This window comes from Mycobacterium senriense (assembly GCF_019668465.1).
GTDB classification, from domain to species: Bacteria; Actinomycetota; Actinomycetes; order Mycobacteriales; family Mycobacteriaceae; genus Mycobacterium; species Mycobacterium senriense.
In genome coordinates, this window is the sequence record NZ_AP024828.1 from 2884717 (window position 1) to 2908268 (window position 23552).

General features: G+C 67.9%; 22 protein-coding genes and 2 pseudogenes. 14 read left to right on the forward strand and 10 right to left on the reverse strand.

What is annotated here, in order from left to right; all coding sequences use genetic code 11:
* Window positions 1-59: 59 nt before the first annotated feature.
* Complete coding sequence (locus tag MTY59_RS13955; RefSeq protein WP_221046156.1) at window positions 60-518, reverse strand: VOC family protein; 459 nt, start codon at window positions 516-518, stop codon at window positions 60-62.
* A gap of 130 nt (window positions 519-648) precedes the next feature.
* Window positions 649-1770 (reverse strand): citrate synthase 2, encoded by a 1122-nt coding sequence (locus tag MTY59_RS13960; protein WP_221046157.1) that lies wholly within the window; start codon window positions 1768-1770, stop codon window positions 649-651.
* 72 nt (window positions 1771-1842) lie between these two features.
* Here MTY59_RS13960 and pdxH point away from each other — a divergent pair, with 72 nt between their 5' ends.
* Window positions 1843-2505, forward strand: a complete 663-nt coding sequence (gene pdxH / locus MTY59_RS13965; RefSeq protein WP_221046158.1) for a pyridoxamine 5'-phosphate oxidase — start codon at window positions 1843-1845, stop codon at window positions 2503-2505.
* A 158-nt stretch (window positions 2506-2663) separates the two neighbouring features.
* Window positions 2664-3962, forward strand: a complete 1299-nt coding sequence (locus tag MTY59_RS13970; RefSeq protein ID WP_221046159.1) for a citrate synthase — start codon at window positions 2664-2666, stop codon at window positions 3960-3962.
* Between the two features lie 21 nt (window positions 3963-3983).
* Here the strand turns inward: MTY59_RS13970 and MTY59_RS13975 are convergent, their stop codons facing one another.
* On the reverse strand, window positions 3984-5558 hold the full coding sequence (locus MTY59_RS13975) for a phytoene desaturase family protein (protein ID WP_221046437.1): 1575 nt from the start codon (window positions 5556-5558) through the stop codon (window positions 3984-3986).
* A complete protein-coding gene (locus tag MTY59_RS13980; RefSeq protein WP_221046160.1) occupies window positions 5555-5818 on the reverse strand; it encodes a DUF2630 family protein in 264 nt (87 codons plus the stop codon). Before MTY59_RS13980 ends, MTY59_RS13975 begins: the two co-directional genes overlap by 4 nt.
* A gap of 86 nt (window positions 5819-5904) precedes the next feature.
* On the opposite strand from MTY59_RS13980, the gene arfA reads away from it, so the two are divergent.
* From arfA to arfC, 3 genes and pseudogenes are all read left to right on the forward strand, one after another.
* On the forward strand, window positions 5905-6804 hold the full coding sequence (arfA, locus tag MTY59_RS13985; RefSeq protein WP_250160825.1) for a channel-forming protein ArfA/OmpATb: 900 nt from the start codon (window positions 5905-5907) through the stop codon (window positions 6802-6804).
* Window positions 6805-6815: 11 nt separating this feature from the next.
* Window positions 6816-6896, forward strand: a pseudogene (gene arfB / locus MTY59_RS27345) (channel accessory protein ArfB); the annotation flags it as partial.
* Between the two features lie 29 nt (window positions 6897-6925).
* The gene (gene arfC / locus MTY59_RS13990) at window positions 6926-7405 is read left to right on the forward strand and encodes a channel accessory protein ArfC, sunset domain variant (RefSeq protein WP_221046162.1); all 480 of its coding nucleotides are present in this window, start codon (window positions 6926-6928) and stop codon (window positions 7403-7405) included.
* Window positions 7406-7409: 4 nt separating this feature from the next.
* On the opposite strand, the gene MTY59_RS13995 is transcribed toward arfC, so the two are convergent.
* The 3 genes from MTY59_RS13995 to MTY59_RS14005 form a co-directional block, all read right to left on the reverse strand.
* Complete coding sequence (locus tag MTY59_RS13995; RefSeq protein WP_221046163.1) at window positions 7410-8747, reverse strand: sensor histidine kinase; 1338 nt, start codon at window positions 8745-8747, stop codon at window positions 7410-7412.
* Window positions 8748-8762: 15 nt separating this feature from the next.
* Entirely contained in the window at window positions 8763-9473 is a 711-nt protein-coding gene (gene prrA / locus MTY59_RS14000) for a two-component system response regulator PrrA (RefSeq protein ID WP_007777113.1), read from the reverse strand.
* Window positions 9474-9542: 69 nt separating this feature from the next.
* The gene (locus MTY59_RS14005) at window positions 9543-11015 is read right to left on the reverse strand and encodes a carboxyl transferase domain-containing protein (protein ID WP_221046164.1); all 1473 of its coding nucleotides are present in this window, start codon (window positions 11013-11015) and stop codon (window positions 9543-9545) included.
* A 27-nt stretch (window positions 11016-11042) separates the two neighbouring features.
* Here MTY59_RS14005 and MTY59_RS14010 point away from each other — a divergent pair, with 27 nt between their 5' ends.
* The 8 genes from MTY59_RS14010 to MTY59_RS14045 all read left to right on the forward strand — a co-directional run bounded on the left by MTY59_RS14010 (window position 11043) and on the right by MTY59_RS14045 (window position 18982).
* A complete protein-coding gene (locus tag MTY59_RS14010; protein ID WP_221046165.1) occupies window positions 11043-11774 on the forward strand; it encodes an enoyl-CoA hydratase in 732 nt (243 codons plus the stop codon).
* Between the two features lie 5 nt (window positions 11775-11779).
* Window positions 11780-12889, forward strand: coding sequence for an MBL fold metallo-hydrolase (locus MTY59_RS14015; protein WP_221046166.1), 1110 nt, complete (start codon window positions 11780-11782; stop codon window positions 12887-12889).
* Between the two features lie 39 nt (window positions 12890-12928).
* Entirely contained in the window at window positions 12929-14512 is a 1584-nt protein-coding gene (locus MTY59_RS14020; protein WP_221041684.1) for a serine hydrolase, read from the forward strand.
* A complete protein-coding gene (locus tag MTY59_RS14025) occupies window positions 14509-16890 on the forward strand; it encodes a cation-translocating P-type ATPase (protein ID WP_221041685.1) in 2382 nt (793 codons plus the stop codon). Before MTY59_RS14020 ends, MTY59_RS14025 begins: the two co-directional genes overlap by 4 nt.
* Before the next feature lie 66 nt (window positions 16891-16956).
* Complete coding sequence (locus tag MTY59_RS14030) at window positions 16957-17145, forward strand: antitoxin (RefSeq protein ID WP_007777099.1); 189 nt, start codon at window positions 16957-16959, stop codon at window positions 17143-17145.
* 3 nt (window positions 17146-17148) lie between these two features.
* A complete protein-coding gene (locus tag MTY59_RS14035; protein WP_221041686.1) occupies window positions 17149-17622 on the forward strand; it encodes a type II toxin-antitoxin system Rv0910 family toxin in 474 nt (157 codons plus the stop codon).
* Window positions 17623-17709: 87 nt separating this feature from the next.
* Complete coding sequence (locus MTY59_RS14040; RefSeq protein WP_221041687.1) at window positions 17710-18480, forward strand: VOC family protein; 771 nt, start codon at window positions 17710-17712, stop codon at window positions 18478-18480.
* Window positions 18481-18547: 67 nt separating this feature from the next.
* Entirely contained in the window at window positions 18548-18982 is a 435-nt protein-coding gene (locus MTY59_RS14045) for a hypothetical protein (RefSeq protein ID WP_221041688.1), read from the forward strand.
* Window positions 18983-18986: 4 nt separating this feature from the next.
* Here the strand turns inward: MTY59_RS14045 and MTY59_RS14050 are convergent, their stop codons facing one another.
* The 3 genes and pseudogenes from MTY59_RS14050 to MTY59_RS14060 form a co-directional block, all read right to left on the reverse strand.
* A complete protein-coding gene (locus MTY59_RS14050; protein ID WP_221046438.1) occupies window positions 18987-19469 on the reverse strand; it encodes a VOC family protein in 483 nt (160 codons plus the stop codon).
* A complete protein-coding gene (locus MTY59_RS14055; RefSeq protein WP_221041689.1) occupies window positions 19469-20983 on the reverse strand; it encodes a carotenoid oxygenase family protein in 1515 nt (504 codons plus the stop codon). The genes MTY59_RS14050 and MTY59_RS14055 overlap by 1 nt, the downstream gene beginning before the upstream one ends.
* Window positions 20984-21038: 55 nt before the next feature.
* Window positions 21039-21212 (reverse strand): annotated as a pseudogene (locus MTY59_RS14060) (acetyl-CoA acetyltransferase); the annotation flags it as partial.
* A gap of 802 nt (window positions 21213-22014) precedes the next feature.
* Between MTY59_RS14060 and MTY59_RS14065 the strand changes: the two are divergent.
* A complete protein-coding gene (locus MTY59_RS14065) occupies window positions 22015-23550 on the forward strand; it encodes a glycoside hydrolase family 183 protein (protein WP_221041690.1) in 1536 nt (511 codons plus the stop codon).
* The last annotated feature ends 2 nt before the right edge of the window (window positions 23551-23552 follow it).

Here is a 23552-nt window from a genome sequence, read left to right on the forward strand (position 1 = left end):
CCCCGCTTCGCCCGGCTTCGCCGCGCTCGCGATCGCCGCGGCCGCGAACGCGGCCGCCACTAACCGGCTCCCTGGCCGGACATCGCCGCCGAGATCTCTTCCATGCTGACCTCGCGGACCGGCTGCCCCATCGACCAATGGTGGCCGAACGGGTCGGCGACCATGCCGTAGCGGTCGCCCCAGAACTGGTCGTCCAACGGTGTCACCACCGTGGCACCGGCATCCAGCGCCCGCTGGAAGCTGGCGTCGACGTCGGTGACGGTCAGGTGGATCGTGACGGGGGTGCCGCCGAGCGACGTCGGCGTCATCGACTTGCCGCCACACACCTCCGGGAAGTCGTCGTTGAGCATCACCGTGAAGCCGTTGATGCGCACCGCGGCGTGCACCAGTTTGCCGTCGGGACGGGGCACGCGCCCGATCTCCTGTGCCCCAAAAGCCTTGCCATAGAAATCGATGGCCGCGGCGGCGTCGTCGACCACCAGGTGCGGGGACAGTGCCGGTTCGATGTTGATCGCCATGCTGGTTCTCCTTCTGTCGGTTCCCTGACCGGCCCGAGGCGGGCAGGTTCACGATTTATGACTGCGTCGGCGACGAAAACTCATCGCGACGGCAATCATTAGATCGCCGGGTACCGACAAGAAGGGTGGTTCAGGCGTTGGTGAGACTGCGGTCCCAGCCCTCGACGGATTCCGGGCTGCGCGGGCCGGGGCCCACATAGATGGCCGACGGCCGGACCAGCTTGCCCAGCCCCTTCTGCTCGAGGATGTGCGCGCACCACCCGGCGGTGCGGCCGCAGGTGAACATCGCCGGCATCATGTTGGCCGGCACCCGGGCGAAGTCCAGCATCACCGCGGCCCAGAACTCGACGTTGGTCTCGATCGCCCGGTCCGGACGGCGCTCGCGCAACTCGGCCAGGGCCGCCTGCTCCAGCGCGACCGCGACCTCGTGGCGGGGGGCGCCCAGCCGTTGGGCGGTGGCGCGCAGCACTCGGGCCCGCGGGTCCTCCGCGCGGTAGACCCGGTGGCCGAAGCCCATCAGCTTGTCGCCGCTGTCCAGAATCCTTTTCACCAGGGCACGCGCGTCGCCGGTGCGCTCGACCTCTTCGATCATCGGCAGCACCCGCGCCGGCGCGCCACCGTGCAGCGGCCCGCTCATCGCCCCGATCGCCCCGGACAACGACGCCGCCACGTCGGCGCCGGTCGAGGCGATCACCCGGGCGGTGAACGTCGAGGCGTTCATCCCGTGCTCGGCGGCCGAGACCCAGTATGCGTCAATCGCTTCGACGTGGCGTGGATCCGGCTCGCCCTGCCACCGCGTCATGAAACGGGCGGTGACGGTTTCGCATTCGTCGATGATCCGCTGCGGCACGGCGGGCTGGTAGATGCCGCGCGCGGACTGTGCGACGTAGGACAGCGCCATCACCGACGCCCGGGCCAGCTGGTCGCGGGCGACGGAGTCCTCGGTGTCCAGCAGCGGCTTGTACCCCCAGATCGGGGCCAGCATCGCCAGTCCCGCCTGCACGTCGACGCGGACGTCGCCGGTGTGGATGGGCAGTGGGAACGGCTCGGCGGGCGGCAGCCCGCGGCCGAACTTGCCGTCGACCAGCAACGCCCACACGTCACCGAAGGTGACGTGCTGGCTCACCAGGTCTTCGATGTCGACGCCGCGGTAGCGCAGCGCACCGCCGTCTTTATCCGGCTCGGCAATTTCGGTGGTGAAGGCGACCACGCCTTCCAGGCCGGGGACAAAGTCTTCGGGGACCACAGTCATACCGAAAATTCTCGCACCCCCTGATCGGGCCGACGCTACCGGCCGGTAGCAAGCGCCGGTAGCGTTGACGCGATGGCAGGACCAGACGACGAGCACCTGCAAAGAATGCGTGTGGAGTACGGGTCAGTGGAAAAAGACGGCAGTCCAGATCTCGACGCGGATTGGTTGCGCGACGGCTGGGTTTCGTTGTTGCGCAAATGGATCGACGACGCCGAGCGCTCGGGTGTGGCCGAACCCAACGCGTTGGTGCTGGCCACCGTCACCGCCGACGGCAAGCCCGCGAGCCGGTCGGTCTTGTGCAAGAGCGTGGACGAGACCGGAATCACTTTTTTCACCAACTATGACTCGGCCAAGGGCGACGATCTCGCGGCGACAGCGTATGCGTCGGCGACGTTTCCCTGGTACCAGCTCGGCCGTCAGGTCCACATCCGTGGGCCGGTGAGCAAGGTCACCGCCCAGGTCACCGAGGACTACTGGTCCAAGCGGCCGCGCGGGTCGCAGCTGGGCGCGTGGGCGTCGCACCAATCGCAACCGATCGCGTCGCGGGCGGCCCTGCTCGACCAGCTGGGCGAGGTGACCGCTCGCTTCGCCGACCGCGAGCATGTCCCGGTCCCGCCGGGCTGGGGTGGCTATCTCATCGCCCCGGAACTGGTCGAGTTCTGGCAGGGCCGGGAAAACCGATTGCACAACCGCATCCGCATAACCGGAGATCGGGTGGAGCGCCTGCAGCCCTAACCCGCAGATGATGCACGTCGCGCGGCGGCGGGACGGGATCGATTGCTGGCGTGACCAGCGGACTCGACCCCGGGCAGGCGCCCCATCCTCATAACGACTACCTTTTGCAGTAAGCACCAAGTCAGCAGCCATATCAGCCAGAGCGCAAAGGGGTTCTCGTGGCAGACACCGACGACACCGCCACTTTGAAGTACCCGGGTGGCGAGACCGACCTGCAGATCGTCAGCGCCACGGAGGGCGCCGACGGCATCGCGCTGGGCTCGCTGTTGTACAAGACCGGCTACACGACGTTCGACAACGGCTTCGTCAACACCGCCGCGTGCAAGAGCTCCATCACTTACATCGACGGCGACGCGGGCATTCTGCGCTACCGCGGGATCCCGATCGAGCAGCTCGCCGAGAAGTCGACCTTCATCGAGGTGAGCTACCTCTTGATCTACGGCGAACTGCCGAGCAAGGAGCAGCTGGCCGATTTCACCAAGCGGATCCAACTGCACACCATGCTGCACGAGGATCTCAAGCGTTTCTTCGACGGCTTCCCGCGCAATGCCCATCCGATGCCGGTGTTGTCCAGCGCCGTCAACGCGCTATCGGCCTACTACCCGGATTCGCTTGACCCGATGGACACCGAGGACGTCGAGCTGTCCACGATTCGCCTGCTGGCCAAGCTGCCGACCATCGCGGCCTACGCCTACAAGAAGTCGGTCGGCCAGCCCTTCCTGTACCCGGACAACTCACTGTCGCTGGTGGAGAACTTCCTGCGCATGACGTTCGGGCTGCCCGCGGAGCCCTACGAGGCGGACCCCGAAATCGTTCGGGCGCTGGACATGCTGCTCATCCTGCACGCCGACCACGAACAGAACTGTTCGACATCGACGGTCCGGCTGGTGGGGTCGTCGCAGGCCAACCTGTTCACCTCGATCTCCGGAGGCATCAACGCGCTGTGGGGCCCGCTGCACGGCGGCGCCAACCAGGCGGTGCTCGAGATGCTCGAGAAGATCCGCCAAAGCGACGACGACGTCAGCGAGTTCGTCCGCAAGGTGAAGAACCGCGAAGAGGGCGTCAAGCTGATGGGCTTTGGCCACCGGGTCTACAAGAACTACGACCCGCGCGCCCGCATCGTCAAGGAGCAGGCGGACAAGATTCTGGCCAAGCTCGGCGGCGACGACGACCTGCTGGACATCGCCAAGCAGCTCGAAGAGGCCGCGCTCACCGACGACTACTTCATCGAGCGCAAGCTCTACCCCAACGTCGACTTCTACACCGGTCTGATCTACCGGGCGCTGGGCTTCCCGACCCGGATGTTCACCGTCCTGTTCGCGCTGGGCCGACTGCCCGGCTGGATCGCGCACTGGCGTGAGATGCACGACGAGGGCGACAGCAAGATCGGCCGCCCGCGCCAGATCTACACCGGCTACACCGAGCGCGACTACGTCACCATCGACGCGCGTAAGTAGACGGCTGCGCAAGCACATCCGCTAGCGCAGCGAGGCCAGCACCGCCATCGCTGCGTTGTGCCCGCCGATGCCCGACACCGCCCCGCCGCGGCGAGTGCCCGAGCCGCACAGCATGATTCGTTCGTGTGCGGTGGCCACGCCCCATTGCCGCGCCGGGGTGTCCAGCGGGTCGTCGTCCTCGGCGAACGGCCACGACAGGCCGCCGTGGAAGATGTTGCCGCCGGTCATGCGCAGGGTGCGCTCCAGATCCAGCGTGGTCGTGGTCTCGAGGCACGGCCGGCCCTGCGCATCGGTCAGCAGCAGGTCTTGAATCGGTTCGGCCAGAACGGAATTCATCGACGCCAGCACGTCATCGGTCAGTCGATCGCGCAGCGCATCGGGGTCGGTGCCGCCGAAAAGCGAGTGCGGGGTATGTAGACCGAACACCGTCATCGTGTGCGCGCCCGAGTCGCGCAGCCCGTCCGACAGGATGCTGGGGTCGGTCAGCGAGTGGCAATAGGCCTCGCACGGCAAGGGATTCGGCGGTTGACCGGCGGCAGCCTGCGAATAGGCCGTATCGAGTTGCGTCCAGGTCTCGTTGACGTGAAACGTCCCGGCGAATGCCTGTGCGGGGGTGACGGCGTGGTCGCGCAGCCGGGGCAGCCGCGCCAGCACCAGGTTCACCTTGACCTGCGCGCCGGCGAATGTGGGTGCCGGTTCCTCTCCGAGCAGCCCGGCCAGGACCGTCGGTGTGACGCCGGCCAGGACGAACCGGCCCCTAACCACGCGGTCGTCGCCGCCGCTGCGGAAACGCACTTCGCCGGTGGGATTGACGGCGTAAACCTGTGCGCCGGTGGTGATTTCGGCGCCGTGTCGCACGGCGGCGGCGGCCACGGCCGTGGTCACCGCGCCCATGCCGCCGATCGGGACGTTCCAGTCGCCGGTGCCCCCGCCGAGCACGTGATACAGGAAGCAGACGTTTTGGGTCAGCGATGGGTCATCGAGGCGGGCGAAGGTGCCGATCAACGCGTCGGTCGCAATCAACCCGCGCACCACGTCGTTGCGCACCGCGTCGGCGATGGCGTGCCCGATCGGGTCTTCGATCACGGTCCGCCACGCGGCTGCCGCGCGGCGATCGCCGCGTTCCGTCACTAGCCGGCGGGCGTCCTTGCGGGTGCGCAGCGGTTCGAGCAACGTCGGCCACAGTGGTTCGGTCACCAGCCGGCAGCGTTGGTAGAACTCGGCGAACCCCCGCGCATCCCCGCCCGCCCCGATGGCGGCGAAGCCGTCATCGGACGATCCGATCAGCAGCCCGCCGCGACCGCCGGTCGCGGGGTCGGGTGTGTACGACGAAAACGGCCGCCGGGCCAGCCGCACATCGGCGCCCAGGTCCTCGACGATGCGCGTGGGCAGCAGGCTGACCAGATAGGAGTAGCGCGATACCCGAACGCCGACACCGTCGAAGGCCTGCGCCGAAACAGCCGCGCCGCCGGTGTGGTCCAGCCGTTCCAGCAGGCGCACCCGCATACCCGCGCGGGCCAGATAAGCGGCCGCGACGAGGCCGTTGTGGCCGCCTCCAACGATTACGGCGTCGACATCGGTCGCGTGGCCGCTCAGCTCAGGTAGCCCTCGACCTCGTCGGGCGGACGCACCTCCGCCTCTCGCGGGTCGCCGCCGGTCTCGCGCAGTGCCCGGCGCTGCCGCAGCAGATCCCAGCACTGGTCGAGTTCGACCTCCACCCGCCGGAGGCGGTCATGTTCCTCCGACGTGTCGATGTCTCCGCGCTGCAGCTGCGCCCGCAGCGCTTTCTCCTCGGCGACCAGGTCACGGATGACTGCCAGGGTGTCCTTGTCGGTCGGTTTACTGCCGTTGGCCATCGCTCCAGTGTGCCCGACTCGGGAGGGGGTGAATCGGTAGGCTTGCATCTCGCCTGGCAAACGCGGGCCAGATGAGGGAGGCCGTCGTGAGCATCAAACGGCCCGGCCTGCCCTGGCTGATCGCCCTGCTGGTCATTCCGCTCCTGATAGCCACAATCGGCTACGAAGTGTCGGCACGATCCCCGTCCGGCCGGGTGTCCTCGGCGCCGTCGACCAGCGCTGGTGCGCCGAAGTTTTCGTTGGCGGCGTTCTCCATGGTCCGCAACGGCAACAGCGTCACCCTGAGCGGAGACTTCCCCGACGAGTCCGCCAAGGTGGCGCTGCTGAAGGTGCTCACCGGTGCACTGCCCCCCGGCCTCAACATCGTCGACCAGATCCGCATCGATCCCGCCGTCGACGCACTCGATTTCGCCAAGGCCAAGCCCGTTTTCTCCGACAGCGCGTCGGTCGCCGACTTCGCCCTCACGGTCGCCGGCGACACCATCACCCTGGCGGGCACCGCGGCATCCCCCGAGCAGAAGAACACCATCGACACCGACGCGAAGCGCATCTGGCCCACCCTGAATGTCGTTGACAATCTTGCCGTCAACGCACCGGCGGCGTCTCCGTCGCCCACCGGCGCGTCGTGCACCAACCTGCAATCGGCGATCAACACCCTGACCGACGGCGCTCTCACCTTCGAATCGAACGTCGGCAGTCTGACCGCGTCCGACGGCCAGATCCTGACCCGGGTCGCCGACAAACTCAAGGCGTGCCCGAACGCGCACGCGGCCATCAACGGCTACGCCGACAACACCGGCAATACGAGCCTGAACGTGCCGTTGAGCGAAGAGCGCGCGCAAGCCGTCGCCGGCTTCCTGGAAGCCCAGGGCGTGCCCGCCAACCGCTTGAGCACCACCGGTTTCGACTCGGCCAATCCGATCGCCCCCAATGGCACGGACGGCGGGCGGGCCCAGAATCGCCGGGTCGAAATCGTAATCAGCTAAGGAGATTCGGGGTGGACTTCGTCATCCAGTGGTTGTGGTACCTGCTCGCGTTCGTGGCGGGCTCGGCCGTCGCGTGGGTGATTGCCACACTGCTCAACCGCCCGGGGAAGGGCGCCCGGCGATGAGTCACGTGCACTGGTGGCTTTTCGGCCTGTCGTTCGGTCTGGGCTTGGTGCTGACGCTCACGTTGATGATGGCCCCCGTCAAAAGCCAAGCGCCGGTGTCGGAGTCGCCGCGCAAGGGGGTGGCGCCGGAGCCCGCCACCACCGCGATCCCGGTGACCGAGGAGCGCACCACGAAAATTGCGGTCACCGAACGGCGCACCACGAAGATCCCGATCGCCAAGGATTCGCCGACCACCAAGATTCCGCCGTCGCCGCGCGCGCCGTACGGCCCGGGCTCCGCCGACGCCCAGCCCGGCGGCCTGGGACCGGCGGGATATCTGATCAAAGCCCGTACGGACGGCAAGATGTACTTCACGCCCGACGATCCGAGCTACGACTCGACCGCCGCCGAGGTCTGGTTCAGCGACGAGAAGTCCGCGCAGCAAGCGGGTTTCTCGCCTTGGCGCGACAGCCCGAACAACCCGCGGCGGCGATAGGGCGCTAGCTCGGCGCCGGGAGCCGCACTACCAGTCGCGCGCCGCCCAGCGGGCTGCTCTCCAGCGCCGCCGTCCCACCGTGCAGCGCCGCCTGTTGGGCAACCAGCGCCAAGCCCAGCCCCGACCCGGAATGGGAGGCCGTCGATCCGCGGGAAAACCGATCGAACACCACCCGGCGCTCGTCCTCGGGCACGCCGGTGCCGTTGTCGTCGATCGCGATCTCCACACCGGCGCGCGAGCTGACCGCCGACAGCTGCACCTGGGTGGCGCCGCCATGCTTGACGGCATTGGCGATCGCGTTGTCGACGGTGAGGCGCAACCCGGCCGGCAACCCGACGATGATGCAGGTGGGTGAGGGCACCAGCGAAACGTCGACCCCGGGGTAGATCCGGGCGGCGTCGTGGGCGGCGCGGTCGAGCAGCTCGGTGATGTCGACGGGCACGTGATCGTCGGACGTCGAAAGTTCCCCCTGGGCCAGGCGCTCGAGGGCGGTCAGCGTGGCCTCGATGCGCGACTGGGTGCGGATGACGTCACCCAGCACCTCTTTGCGCTGTTCGTCGGGCATGTCCAGGGTGGACAGCACTTCGAGATTGGTGCGCATCGCGGTTAGGGGGGTGCGCAGTTCGTGGGAGGACACGGCGGCGAAGTCGCGGGCCGACGCGAGCGCGTCCTTGGTCCGGTCCTGTTCGGTCCAGATGCGCTGCAGCATGCCGCGCATGGCTTCGGCGATCTCGACGGCCTCGCTGGCGCCGCGCACCGCCACCTGCGGCCGCTCGTCGGCGTCGATCGAGCGGGCTTGCTGGGCCAGGCGTTTGAACGGCCGTACCGCGAAAGCCGCCAGCAGCCAAGCGAATACCGCTGCCGCGCCGATCGAGAGCGCGCAGATCAGGATGACCCGGCGATGCAGGTTGTTGGTTTGAGCGATCGTGTCGTCGTAGGTCGCACCCACGGCCACCGTCGCCGGCTGCGGCGTGGGGACCTCTAAGGTCCGCACCCGGTAGCGCACCCCGTTGATGTAGGTGTCGGCATAGCCCACCTCCAGCGGCGGCAGCGTGACATCCGAGTTGGACTTGACCTGTCCGTCGCGCCGGACGGTGATGACGGTGTCCTGATCGTTGGGGGCACGGGGGATGTCGTCGACGCCACGGGGCAGGAACGGGATGGCGAAACCGACCGCCTCGTCCAGACGGCGATCCAGGCGTTCCTTCCAGGCGCTGGTAATGCCGAACCACACGACCGCTCCGGCGATGACCACCACGATGGCGGTGCCGATGGCCGTCGCGACCGCGACCCGGGCCCGTAGCGATGGCGTACGGGTCAGAATCCGGGACAGAAACTTCATGGGCCGGCCGACCTGCTACTGCATGCGCAGTACGAATCCCACTCCGCGGACAGTGTGCAACAGCCGGGGGCCACCGTTCGCCTCCAGCTTGCGGCGCAGGTATCCGATGAACACGTCGACGACGTTGGTATCGGCGGCGAAGTCGTAACCCCACACCAGCTCGAGCAGCTGCGCGCGGGACAACACCGCCGTCTTGTGCTCGGCCAGCACCGCCAGCAGGTCGAATTCCCGCTTGGTCAGGTCGACGTCGACGCCGTTGACCCGGGCCCGCCGGCCCGGGATGTCGACTTCCAGCGGCCCGACCGTGATGGTTTCCGAGGAGGACGTGGCGGTGGCGCCGCGGCGGCGCAGCAGCGCCTTGACCCGTGCGACCAGCTCGGCCAGCACGAAGGGTTTGACCAGGTAGTCGTCGGCCCCGGCCTCCAGGCCCGCGACCCGATCGTCGACGGAGCTGCGCGCGGACAGCACGCAGACCGGGACGTCGTTGTCCATGGCGCGCAGCGCCGTGACCACGCTGACGCCGTCCAGCACGGGCATGTTGATGTCGAGCACGATCGCGTCCGGGCGCGTCTCGGTGGCGCTGCGCAACGCCTCGGCGCCGTCGACCGCCGTCGACACCTCGAATCCGGACAGCCGCAGACCGCGTTCGAGCGACGCGAGCACATCTGAATCGTCGTCAACGACCAAGACGCGCGGTGAGCTAGCTCCAGTGTCCATGCCGCCCATTTTGCCTGATTGTCGACTACGGCTGTGGGAGGCTACACCGCTGTCTTACCCGGCGGTTTCCCACGATGCTCAGGGCAGACCGATGTTGCGGTAGCGCCGCAACCGGGCGGCCAGCCGCTCGCTGGCGGGGAGCTCCCGCAGCGCCTGCACCTCGGCGGCAATGGCCCGCGACAATCGCTGCGCGAACTCGACCGGCTCGTCGGCGGCATCGGGATGCTCCGGCACGATCGCGTCGACAATCCCGGACTTCAGCAGATCGACCGATCGAATGCCTTGTGCCGCAGCGAGTTCGGCGGCGTGCTCGGTGTCGCGGTACACGATCGCGCTGGCGCCCTCCGGCGGTAGCGGAGCCAGCCAGCCGTGCAACGCGGCCAGCACCCGATCGGCAGGCACCATCGCCAGCGCCGGGCCGCCACTGCCCTGGCCCAGCAGCACCGACACCGTCGGGGTGTCCAGCGTCACCAGCTCGGCCAGGCACTGCGCGATCTGTCCGGCCAGCCCGCCCTGTTCGGCTTCGGCCGACAGGGCCGGGCCCGCCGTATCGATCACCAGCACCAGCGGCAGACGCAGCTCGGCGGCCAGCGCCATGCCGCGGCGTGCCTCGCGCAGCGACGCGGGCCCCACCAAGCCGCCCGTCAGCCGCTGCTGGCCCAGCACCACCACCGGCTGGCCGGCGAATCGGGCCAGCGCCAACAGCGTGGTCGCGGCCTCTCCCTGGCCGGTCCCAGACAGCAGCACCCGATCGGTGGCGCCGTGCCGCAGCAACAACCCCACCCCGGGCCGGTCGGGCCGTCGCGACGCCACCACCGAGTCCCACGCCGCGACGTCGGGCGTCGGTTCGGGTGGCGCCAGCGCGGGCAGCGGCTCGGGAGCGTCGGCGATGACGGTCATGGCACGGTCGAGCGTCCGGCGCAGCTCGTCGAGCCGGACGACGCCGTCGATCACGCCGTGTCGCTGCAGGTTCTCCGCGGTCTGCACGCCCTCGGGGAAGGGTTCGCCGTAGAGCAACTGGTAGACGCGCGGCCCGAGGAAGCCGATCAGCGCGCCGGGCTCGGCGACCGTCACATGACCGAGCGAACCCCAGGACGCGAACACCCCGCCGGTGGTCGGATTGCGCAGATAGACAAGGTAGGGCAGGTGTGCCTGTTTGTGCAGCCGGACGGCGGCGGCGATCTTCACCATCTGCAGAAACGCGACCGTGCCCTCTTGCATGCGGGTGCCGCCGGAGCTGGGCGACGCCAGCAGCGGCAGACCCTCGGCCGTCGCCCGCTGCACGGCGGCGGTGATCCGCTCGGCCGCGGCTACCCCGATCGACCCGCCCAGGAAGCCGAACTCGCAGACCACCACGGCGACTCGACGCCCAAAGACGCGTCCCTCGCCGGTGAGCACCGATTCGTCCAGGCCCGTCGCTTCCCGGGCGCGGGCCAGCTCTTCGGCGTAGGAGGCGCTGACCGGCACCGCCAGCGGTTCGCTGTCCCATTGGATGAAGGAATTTTCGTCCAGCACCGCATCGCGGAGTTGACCAGCCGTAATACGACTCACGTGACGAGGCTATATAGGGTGGCTGCCATGATCGGTGTTACCCAGGCCGAAGCCGTTATGACCATCGAGCTGCAGCGCCCCGAGCGCCGCAACGCCTTGAACTCCCAGCTGGTCGAGGAGCTGCGCGAGGCCGTGCTGAAGGCCGGCGACGGCTCCACCCGCGCGATCGTGCTGACGGGTCAGGGCACGGTGTTCTGCGCCGGGGCGGACCTCAGCGGTGATGCCTTCGCCGCCGACTACCCCGACCGGCTCATCGAACTGCACAGGGTGCTCGACGCCACGCTGATCCCGGTGATCGGGGCCATCAACGGGCCGGCCATCGGCGCCGGCCTGCAGCTGGCCATGCAATGCGATCTGCGGGTCGTCGCGCCCGACGCCTTCTTCCAGTTCCCTACCTCGAAATATGGCCTGGCCCTGGATAACTGGAGCATCCGGCGACTGTCCTCGCTCGTCGGCCACGGCCGCGCCCGTGCGATGCTGCTCACCGCGGAGAAACTGACCGCCGACGTGGCGCTGCAGACCGGGATGGCCAACCGCATCGGGACACTGGAAGACGCGCAGGCCTGGGCCGCCGAGGTCGCCGGCCTGGCGCCGCTGGCGATCCAGCACGCCAAGCGGGTGCTCAACGACGACGGTGCCATCGAAGAGGCCGGGCCGGTGCACAAGGAACTCTTCGACAAGGCCTGGAGCAGCCAGGACGTCGTCGAGGCCCAGGTCGCGAGGATCGAGAAACGACCGCCGAAGTTTCAGGGGGCCTGACAAATATGCGGGGGACGCTACGGCTGGTCGCCGGTACGGCGTCGCTGGCGGCCGGTGGCTGGCTGGTGCGGGCGCTGCACGGCGCGCCGGACGCGCTCGGCGCGCACCCCGCCTCGATCGCGGCGGTGACGGCCGGGTCGCCGCACTACCGTGACGGCGTCTTCGTCAACCTCGAGCCCGCCTCCGAAACCAAGATGGACCGCGAGCAACTGCGGCTCGTCGCGTGGGAGCTGATCGGGAATCGGGGCAACAGCCGGCCGAAGGGGCCGATCCCGCTGGCGTCGCCGGGGATCCTCGAGACCGGCCCGAGCCGGCTGGCCGTCAGCTGGTTCGGCCATTCCACGGCGCTGCTGGAGATCGACGGCTACCGGGTGCTCACGGATCCGGTGTGGAGCGACCGGTGCTCGCCGTCGGACGTCGTCGGCCCGCAGCGGCTGCACCCGCCGCCGATCCAACTCGAGGCGCTGCCCGCCGTGGATGCGGTGGTGATCAGCCATGACCATTACGACCACCTCGACATCGACACGGTGAGGGCGCTGGCCCGCACCCAGCGGGCACCGTTCTTCGTGCCGCTCGGCATCGGGGCCCACCTGCGCATGTGGGGCGTCCCCGAGCACCGCATCGTCGAGCTCGACTGGCATCAGAGCGCCAAGGTCGACGAGCTGACGGTGGTGTGCGTGCCGGCGCGGCACTTCTCGGGACGCTTTCTGGACCGCAACACGACGCTGTGGGCGTCATGGGCCTTCATCGGTCCGAACCATCGCGCGTACTTCGGCGGCGACACGGGCTACACCAAGAGCTTCGCGCAGATCGGCGCCGACCACGGGCCGTTCGACCTGACCCTGCTGCCCATCGGGGCCTACAACACGGCGTGGCCCGACGTGCACATGAACCCCGAGGAGGCGGTGCGGGCGCACCTGGACGTCACCGACGGCGGGCTACTGGTCCCGATCCATTGGGGCACTTTCCGGTTGGCCCCGCACCCGTGGGCGGAACCGGTTGAGCGCCTGCTGGCCGCCGCCGCGCCCGAGCGGGTGGACGTGGCGGTGCCGCTGCCCGGGCAACGCATCGATCCCGCGGCGCCGCAGAAATCCGACCCCTGGTGGCGGCTGTAGATTGACGTGGCGCGCATCGCACCGCGTTAGGGTTCGCGCATGACCACACGTGCGGCCGCGGCCGCATTCGCCGCGACGCTGCTCGGGTTGGCGGGCTGCGGCTCCGCGCAGCCGACAGCCGGTCCACCGTCCACATTGTCTGACGTTCCGCCCAACCAGGTCTCCGGCGTGTCGATACCCGCCGGCCGTATCGATGATGCCGTCGCGAAGGTCGACGGTCTGGTCAATGACCTGATGAAAAGCACCGGCATCCCGGGGATGGCGGTGGCCGTGGTGCACGGCGGGAAGGTGTTGTACGCCAAAGGCTTCGGCATCAAGGACGTGAGCAAGGGGCAAGGCCGGGACAACATGGTGGACGCCGACACCGTCTTCCAGCTGGCCTCGGTGTCCAAATCCGTCGGCGCGACGGTAATCGCGCACGAGGTCAGCGACAACGTCGTCGCCTGGGACACGCCCGTGGCGTCCAAGCTCCCATGGTTCACGCTCGGCGATCCCTACGTCACCAGCCATGTGACCGTCGGCGACCTGTACTCGCATCGCTCCGGGCTGCCCGACCACGCCGGTGACAAGCTGGAAGACCTGGGCTACGACCGCCGCCAAACGCTGGAGCGGCTCAAGTATCTGCCGCTCGATCCGTTCCGAATCAGCTACGCCTACACCAACTATGGAATCACCGCCGGGGCCGAGGCGGTGGCGGCCGCGGCGGGCAAGCCGTGGGAGGACCTGTCCGACGAGGTGCTCTACCGCCCGCTGGGAATGACATCGACGAGTTCGCGGTTCGCCGACTTCACCGCCCGGCCCAACCATGCGGTCAACCACATCAAGGTCGACGACAAGTGGCAGGCCCGTTTCCAGCGCGACCCCGATCCCCAATCGCCGGCCGGCGGCGTGAGTTCATCGGTGAACGACATGGCGCGCTGGCTGTTGATGTTGCTGGGCAACGGAACTTACAACGGCGGGCGGATCACGTCACCGGAAGCCTTGCTGCCCGCCACCAGCCCGCAGATGGTGTCGTCGCCCGCCAAAACACCACAGGCGCGCACCGGCTTCTACGGATACGGCTTCAACTCCTCGGTCGATTCGTCGGGACGCACCGAGTACAGTCATTCCGGCGCATTCGATTTGGGTGCGGCGACCAACTTCGTGGTGCTGCCGTCCGAGGATTTGGGCATCATCGCGCTGACCAACGCCGCGCCCTACGGCATCCCGGAAACGCTGACCGCCGAATTCATGGACCTCGTCCAGTATGGTCAAATCCGCGAGGACTGGGGTCCCTTGTACAAGAAGGCGATCGGCTGGCTGAACAACCCGGTGGGCTCGCTGGTCGGCAGGCCGCCCCCGGCCAACCCCGCCCCGGCCCGACCGCTCAGCGACTACGCCGGCAGATACGCCAGCGACTACTGGGGACCGGCCGTGGTGACCGAACGCGACGGCGCGCTGCAACTCGCGATGGGGCCGAAAAACCGGACGTCCACCCTCACGCACTGGGACGGCGACACCTTCACCTTCCCGCTTACCGACGAAAACGCGCCACCCGGAACGCTTTCCAAAGCTGTGTTCGCGGGCAACACGCTGAACCTGGAGTATTACGACTCCAACAAGCTGGGAACCTTCACGCGATGACGCTCGCTCCCGCCGCCGGCCTGACCGACGCCGACGTCGCGCAGCGCGTGGCCGACGGCAAGAGCAACGCGGTACCGGAACGCGCCACGCGCAGCATCACCGCTATCGTCCGGGCCAACGTCTTCACCCGGATCAACGCGATCCTTGGGGTGTTGCTGCTGATCGTGCTGGCGACGGGCTCGGTGATCAACGGGATGTTCGGGCTGTTGATCATCGCCAACAGTGTCGTCGGCATGGTTCAGGAGATCCGGGCCAAGCAGACGCTGGACAAGCTCGCCATCGTGGGACAGGCGAAACCGTTGGTGCGCAGGCAATCCGGAACCCGGGCGGTGCCGCCCGGCGAAGTGGTGCTCGACGACATCATCGAGCTGGGCCCGGGCGATCAGGTCGTCGTCGACGGCAAGATCGTCGAAGAGGCGAATCTGGAAGTCGACGAGTCGCTGCTGACCGGTGAGGCCGACCCGATTGCGAAGGCCGTCGGCGACGCGGTGATGTCGGGCAGTTTCGTGGTCGCGGGCAGCGGCGCCTACCGCGCCACCAAGGTCGGGCCGGACGCCTACGCCACCAAGCTCGCCGCGGAGGCCAGCAAGTTCACCTTGGTGAAATCCGAACTGCGCAATGGCATTAACCGCATCTTGCAGTTCATCACCTACCTGTTGGTGCCCGCCGGCCTGCTCACCATCTACACCCAGCTGTTCACCACGCGCGCCGACTGGCGCCAGGCCGTGCTGCGCACGGTCGGCGCACTGGTGCCGATGGTCCCCGAAGGGCTGGTGCTGCTGACGTCGGTCGCCTTCGCGGTCGGGGTGGTCCGGCTCGGTCAGCGCCGGTGCCTGGTGCAGGAGCTGCCCGCCATCGAGGGACTCGCGCGCGTCGACGTGGTCTGCGCGGACAAGACGGGCACCCTGACCGAAAGCGGCATGCGGGTGGCGACCGTGGACGAACTCGACCGGCCGGGGGAGCGGATCGCCGACGTGCTGGCCTCGTTGGCCGCCGCCGACCCGCGACCCAACGCGAGCATGCGGGCCATCGCCGAGACCTACCACGAACCGCCCGGCTGGACCGCCACGGCGACAGCGCCTTTCAAGTCGGCCACCAAATGGAGCGGCGTCTCGTTCCAAGATCACGGCAACTGGGTGATGGGGGCGCCGGACGTGTTGCTCGAGCCGGGGTCGGCGGCGGCCGAACAGGCCGAGCGGATCGGGGCGCAGGGGCTGCGGGTGCTACTGGTCGGCGCCGGTGACGTCGCCGTGGACCACCCCGACGCGCCGGGACGCGTCACCCCCGTCGCGCTGGTGGTCCTGGAACAGAAGGTGCGTCCGGACGCGCGTGAGACGCTCAAATACTTTGCCGAACAAGGCGTTTCGGTCAAGGTGCTGTCCGGGGACAACGCGGTCTCGGTCGGGGCCGTGGCCGGCAAGCTCGGGCTGCGCGGTGAGACGATGGATGCGCGCCAGTTACCCGCCGAGACAGAGCAATTGGCGGATGCGCTGGACACCCACACCACCTTCGGACGGGTGCGGCCGGACCAGAAACGCGCCATGGTGCGCGCCCTGCGATCACACGGACACACCGTCGCGATGACCGGCGACGGCGTCAATGACGTGCTGGCACTCAAGGACGCCGACATCGGTGTCGCGATGGGCGCCGGCAGCCCGGCGGCCCGCGCGGTGGCGCAGATCGTTTTGCTGGACAACAGGTTCGCCACGCTGCCCTATGTCGTCGGGGAGGGGCGCCGGGTGATCGGCAACATCGAACGCGTCGCAAACCTGTTCCTGACCAAGACGGTGTATTCGGTGCTGCTGGCGTTGCTGGTGGGCATCGAATGCCTGCTCTCCAAACCGCTGAAAGCCGATCCGCTGCTCTACCCGTTCCAGCCCATCCACGTCACCATCGCGGCCTGGTTCACCATCGGCATACCGTCGTTCATCCTGTCGCTGGCACCCAACAACGAACGCGCCCACTCGGGCTTTGTGCGCCGGGTCCTCACGTCGGCGCTGCCCTCCGGGCTGATCGTCGGCACCGCGACGTTCGCCTCCTACCTGCTGGCCTATCACGGCCGCCACGCCACCTTCGTCCAACAGGATCAGGCGTCCACAGCGGCCCTGATCACGTTGCTGATGACCGCGCTGTGGGTGCTGGCCGTGGTGGCCCGCCCCTATGAGTGGTGGCGGCTGGCGCTGGTAATCGCTTCGGGCCTGGCCTATGTCGTGATTTTCAGCCTGCCGCTGGCGCGCAAGGGGTTCCTGCTCGACCCGTCCAATGTCGCGGTGACGTCGACCGCGCTGGGCGTCGGGGTGCTGGGTGCGGCCGCCGTTGAGGCCGCGTGGTGGATCCGCGCCAAAGTGCTGGGCGTGCAGCCGAGGTTGTGGCGCTGAGCGCGCCGAACTCACCTGCAATGCGCCGCCGCGGGGCAAGTACGATGCCGGGAAAAGGGAGGGCGCATGGGATTCCTGGACAAGGCAAAAGACCTGTTGTCGCAGAATGCGGACAAGGTGGAAATGGCGATCGACAAGGCCGGTGAGTTCGTCGACGACAAGACGCAGGGCAAATACACCGACACCATCCACCAGGTGCAGGAGCAGGCCAAGAAGGCCACCGGCGCCGCGGACACCGGCGACCAGCAGAACTGAGCAATGGCGAAGCTTTCCGGATCAATCGATGTCCCGCTGCCACCCGAGGTGGCCTGGCAGCACGCCTCCGACCTGTCCCGGTACAAGGACTGGCTGACCATTCACCGGGTGTGGCGCAGCACCCTGCCCGACGAGATCGAAAAGGGCACGATCGTCGAGTCGATCGTTGAGGTCAAGGGCATGTACAGCCGGATCAAATGGACGGTGGTGCGCTACAAGCCGCCCGAGGGCATGACGCTCAACGGCGACGGCGTCGGCGGGGTCAAGGTCAAGCTGATGGCCAAGATCGCGCCCAAGGATGAGGGCTCCATCGTCAGCTTCGACGTGCACCTGGGCGGCCCGGCGTTGTTCGGCCCCATCGGCATGATCGTGGCCGCGGCCCTGCGCGGCGACATCAACCAATCACTGGAGAACTTCGTCACGGTGTTCACCCGCGCCGACCCGAGCACGAACGGAGACGGTGGGCCTCGTCGCTGATCGCCGGCGCCGATGAGTTTTAGGCTGGGCAGCAGTCGATAATGTGAAGCCCTTTCCTCGGGGCCAGGACACCACCAGGAGGTCACCGTGCCCGTCCGCGACTGCGCCCCGCTGGGCGCCCCATGCTGGATCGATCTGACCACGTCCGACGTCGCCCGCGCCCAGCAGTTCTACGGCACGGTCTTCGGCTGGACCTTCGAGTCCGCCGGACCCGAGTACGGCGGCTACGTCAATGCCGCCAAAGACGGCCACCCGGTGGCCGGCATCATGGCCAACCGGCCCGAGGCCGGGTCGCCCGACCACTGGGCCACCTACTTCCACACCGCCGACATCGACACCACCGTCGCCGCGGTAACCGGTGCCGGTGGTGCGGTGTGCATGGCGATGGAGGTGCCCGCCAAGGGCCACATGGCTGTCGCGACCGACCCCTCCGGCGCGGTCTTCGGACTGTGGCAGCCGCTGGAACACCGCGGCTTCGAGCTCATCGGTGCGGCCGGTGCACCGGCGTGGCACCAGCTGACCACACGCGGTTACGGCGCGGCCCTCGACTTTTACCGCGACGTCCTGGGATGGCAGACCGAGACTGTGTCCGACACCGACGAATTCCGCTACACCACCGCACGATTCGGCGACGAGCAACTGCTCGGCGTAATGGACGGCGCCGCGTTCCTGCCGCAGGACATCCCGTCGAACTGGGTGATCTTCTTCGGCGCCGAGGACGTGGACAAGACGCTGCGGGTGATCGCCGACAACGGCGGCATCGTGGTGCGCGACGCCGAGGACACCCCGTACGGACGGCTGGCCGCCGCGGGCGACCCGACGGGCGCGGTCTTCAACCTGTCCTCGCTGCAGACGTAGCGCCTCGTACGGCGAGCCTCGCGCTCGCTCACGCGGGCCGCTGTGAGAGTCCGTTAATCTCGCTACCATGACTCGCCGACTGCGCCCGGGTTGGCTGGTGGCGTTTTTCGCCGTCGTGGTGTCGGCCAGCGCATGGCTGCCGTGGCTGCGGACGACCGTCAACGGCGGGGGCTGGTCCAACGCCATCGGCGGCGCTCACGGCAACCTGGAATTGCCCCGGGGGTTCGGTGCGGGTCAGCTCATCGTGCTGTTGGCCTCCACGCTTTTGGTGGTCGGCGCGATGATCGGCCGTGGGCTGTCGGTGAAGATCGCTTCGGTTGCCGCGCTGCTGATTTCGCTGCTGCTCGTGGCGCTGACGGTGTGGTACTACAAGCTCAACGTCAACCCGCCGGTGTCGGCCGAATACGGGCTGTACGTCGGCGCGGGCGCCGCGATCTGTGCGGTGGCGTGCTCGCTGGTGGCGGTCATCGCCGCGGTGGCTTCCGGGCGGTCCGACCGCTGAACAGTCAGGACGACGGGAATTCGTGCGTCCCAGACGCGCGGCTGTCCTCGGGCTCGTTGACGCCGAATACGAAGGGCGCGAACACAATTTCCCGTCCATCCGGGTCGCGGAAGGTGACCGCGCCCGTGGCCTCCCAATAGGGGTGCTGTTCGACGGGCTCGACGCCCGTCCCGCGCAGGCGCTCAAGGGCGGCTTGTTGCGCCTGTTGGTCGGGAAAGTACAGACACAGCTGTTCGTGATGGTCCACCGCGACGGGGTCGACGGCCTCCACGATCTCCATGGTGAGGTTCCAGCTCGGCAACCCGAAGATGGCGCCGTTGCTTCCGTAGCTGTCCCCGAACGTCTCGTAGAGCGGGAGCCCCACGAGATCGCGGTAAAATCGCACTGTTTCGGCGAAATGCGTGGAACGGCGCGCGAAACGGATGGCACCGATGGGCGCGAGCGGCATCGGCCAGTGCGTCGTGTGGTGGTGCTTGCCGGCGCTCATCACAGCCCGATCGCGCCGGCCGCCGAGTCGGCGGTGTCCCAGCGCCGCAATTGGGCGCCGGGTGCCCACGTCGAGTGGGTTCCGCTGGAAATGCGTTCGGGCAGTTGAAGTTTACACACCGGTCCGTCGCCGACCCGGGCGGCGTCGAACACCAGGCAGTAGGAGGCGTCGGCGTTCATGTCGGTGGTGAGGGTGACCAGGTAGCCGTCGTCCTCGCCGGTGGCGCCCACGCGCGGGGCCATCGCGGTCTCGCTGCCGTAGACGCCCGCACCGAATGCGAACCCCTCCTCGGTTCCGGTGCGCAGGTCATGTTTGACCAGGCCGTCGAACAGAAACCAGCCGGGCTTGCCGGTGGCGGCATAGGCGTAGCGGTAGACGCCGCCGACGTGCTCGGGATTGATGGTGCCGAACTCGGTGATGGACTCCGAGAGCTGCTCTTCTCGCACCGCGCCGGTGACCAGGTCGAGGCGCCACCGGTGCAGCCGGGCCTGCAGGCGATCCAGGGCGAGGAAGCGAAACAGCTTGTCCCACTTGGTCCCACCGGTATCGAGTGGGAACGGGTCGGCTTCGAAGAAGCCGTCGAGCACGATCTCGTCGCCGTCTTCGTAGGCGTTGGTGAAGTGCAGCACGAACGTGGGGTCGGCCTCGAACCAGCGAATGTCACCGGTGTCTCCGCGGCGGGGGATCACCGCGAAGCGCGATGGGAGGTCGGGATAGAAGCGTGGTAGGTGCACGTCGTGTTCGAGCAGTTGGGGATCCCAGAACAGCGGGAAATCGTTGAGGATGGCGTAGTTTTCGGTGAACGCCATGTCGTGGGGGAGGCGGGGGCCGGGCAGCGGGATGTCGACATAGTGCGCCAGCTCGTTGCGCTCGTCGACCACGCCGTAGTGCATGTACGGCTCTTGCTTGCTGTAGTTGAAGAACAGCAGTTCGCCGGTTCTGTTGTCTACCTTGGGATGTGCGGACACACCCCAATCGGTCGGGAAGCTGCCGTTCCAGGACTCCTTGCCCAGTGTGCCGGCCGAGTGCGGGTCGATCCGGTACAGGTCGCCGCACTGGTAGAAGCTGGTCAGTGCGACACCGCGGTGGACGACGACGTCCGTGCTCGACGCGTCCTTCATTTTCGTGCGTGCGCCCCAGCCCTGCTCGCGCCGAGCCAGCTGCACGGGTTCGGCCAGCCCCGGCCACAGCGGCTCACCCGCCTCGTTCTCGGCCAGGAAGCCGTCCGTGCGGACAAACCGGTTGCGGTAGAAGGCCGTTCCGTCGCGGAAGCCGACCACGTGCACCATGCCGTCGCCGTCGAACGGGTGATAGGTCTTCAACGCCGGGTGCAGCGGATTCTCGGTGTTGCGCAGGTAGACGCCGTCCAGGTCGCGGGGAATCTCACCCTCGACGGCGATCAGGTCGTCGGCGTCCCACTCGGTGGTCTGGGGACGCCACGGTCCGGTGCGGTACGGGTGGTCGTCGTCTTCGGGCAGGGTGGACAGGAACTTGCCGACGATCTCAACATCCATGATCACAGGCCTTCGGTGCCGCTGACGACGAAACCTGGACTTCGATGCCGTCGACGGCGTTGGCGACGTGCACCACCCCGATGTCACCCGCGTCGACCCTCGCCGCCGTCAGCGTGGCATCGACGACCTCGACGGTCAACGCGGCGATGTCGCGGCCTTCTTTGGTGAGGCTGCGAGCGAAATCGCTTTGGCAATTACCGAGAATCCATCCACCGGTCGAGCCAGCCATACGCCGACGGTACTCCCGCACGGCGGCGTTGTTGAGGTCTATGGGCGAGTCGGTGCGGCTGGCGTGCGCGTGCAAAAGGCGGGTGAAAGAGGGCGGCCCCGTCGGCTCTCGGGCTGAACCGACGGGACCTAGACGAATGCGAAGGCCGGCCAACACACTCGCCTCTGTTGGATCATTGCCACCGATTGGGGTGGACAAACATGCTGACCCAATCTGTTTGAGTGTGACACGACTTTCGCGTGGCGCCGGGCGAATGACGATTCTCGTTTTGCGTGTGTGCAACAGGGCGTTCGACGGTTGCGCGCCCGCGAGGCTGAGCTGCGGCAATGTGGTGCGCCCGTACCGAACGCGGATCGCTGTCCGCGCCGCTCTTCGGCGGCGGCTCCGGCGGCCGCCAGCAAAGTCGATGCCGCTTCCTCCGGCACCCCGCAACCCCCGTGCCGCTGCCGCGGGACCGGGTGATGGGGTGCCCACCTCGTAGCGACAAGCCGGCTTCGACAGGACGCTCACTCATGCCCCGGTGGGGCGGATCCGGGGTCCATCCTGGCACCGCCCCGGGGGCACGGGCAGTCCGGTGCGATCGCGGCTGTGGCAAAGCTGACAACGTGTCCCAGCTGCCCATATAGCGGGTGAGCTAATCACACGAAGGACGCGCCGCGGGCGGGGATCGCCGCGTTGCGACACGGTTACGGATGGATACCTATCAGCTCATCACTGGTCACATTCGCCTCGCAGATCACTATCGTCACATGGGCCAGCTAAAGGGCGCCAACGCGGTGTCCTACCCCTCGAAAGGTGCTACATGTCGGCGTTTCTGCGAAGTGTGTCGCTATCGATGGCGTCGGCGGCCGCTGTCGGATTCGTCCTCGTGGTGGGGCCCGCGCCAATCGCAAACGCAACACCGTGCGGGGCGCCCGAGGCGAACGTCGATCCTCCCGCCGCGCCGCCGGCCATGCCCGCACCCCAGCCGGTCGTCCAGCCGCCAACCGGGCGCAGGCCGACGCACACGAATGACCAGGCGCCGCTACCGCGGCTGGGTCCGCTGATCTCGTCATTGCTCAAGCCGGCCGCTCCGGGCCGCCAGTACTCCGCGCCGGCGCATCCGCGAGCCGAGGTGCCGACGCCCGGACCGGACCCCTCAGCGCCGATGTACCCGCAAGCCGCAGTGTTGCCGCCCGGACCCAATCCGCCCGCGCCCGGGGTCCCGGCCCCTCCCAATGCCAACCAGCTGCGCCCGAACGCCGCCCCGATGCCGCAGCCGCAGCCCGAGCCGGGGCCGCCGCCCCCTTCGATCGCGGGGGCCCCGACGTCGCTCGTCGACTGGGTGACCGGACCGAACGGCCCCAACAAGACCCTGGAACGTTTCAGCATCTCCGGCACCGACCTCGGGATCGCCTGGGACAACGGCGATCCCGCCAACCGCCAGGTCCTGATGGCCTTCGGCGACACCTTCGGCTATTGCAAGGTGCACGGCCAGCAGTGGCGCTACAACACCCTGTTCCGCAGCAACGACCACGATCTGTCCAAGGGGATTCACATCGCCGACGGTGCGCCGAACGACAGATACTCCGGCTCGCCGGTGTGGGCGCCCGGACTTTCCAAGCAGGTCGTCAACACCATCCACAAGGCGGCGCACGAGACGGGCATCATCCCGACCGCGGCGATGTCCATGGGCAGAACCCAGTACATGAGCTACATGTCCATCCGCCAGTGGGGCCGTGACGGCGAATGGTCGACGAACTACTCGGCGATCGCCCGGTCCAACGACAACGGCCAAAACTGGGGTATCTTCCCGACCACCATTCGTACGGCCTCGCCGGATGCCATTCCGGGAGCTGGGTTTACGCCCGGAAACGAAAACTTCCAGATGGGCGCGTTCATGAAGGGGAACGACGGTTACCTCTACCAGTTCGGCACCCCGTCGGGACGTGGCGGCGCGGCATTCCTCTCGCGCGTCCCACCGAATCAGCTGCCCGACCTGACCAAGTACCAGTACTGGAACGGCGACAACGGCGGTCACTGGGTGGCGAACAATCCCGGGGCGGCAACACCGATTTTCCCGGGGCCGGTCGGCGAAATGTCGGCCCAGTACAACAGTTATCTCAAGCAGTACCTGGTGCTCTACACCGACGGCGGCAGCAACGACGTGGTGGCACGGACCGCGCCGACGCCGCAAGGGCCCTGGAGTCCCGAGCAGCCGCTGGTGTCCTCGTTCCAAATGCCCGGCGGTATCTATGCGCCGATGATTCATCCCTGGTCGTCCGGACGAGACCTGTACTTCAACCTGTCGCTGTGGTCGGCATACGACGTGATGCTGATGCACACCGTGCTGCCGTAAAA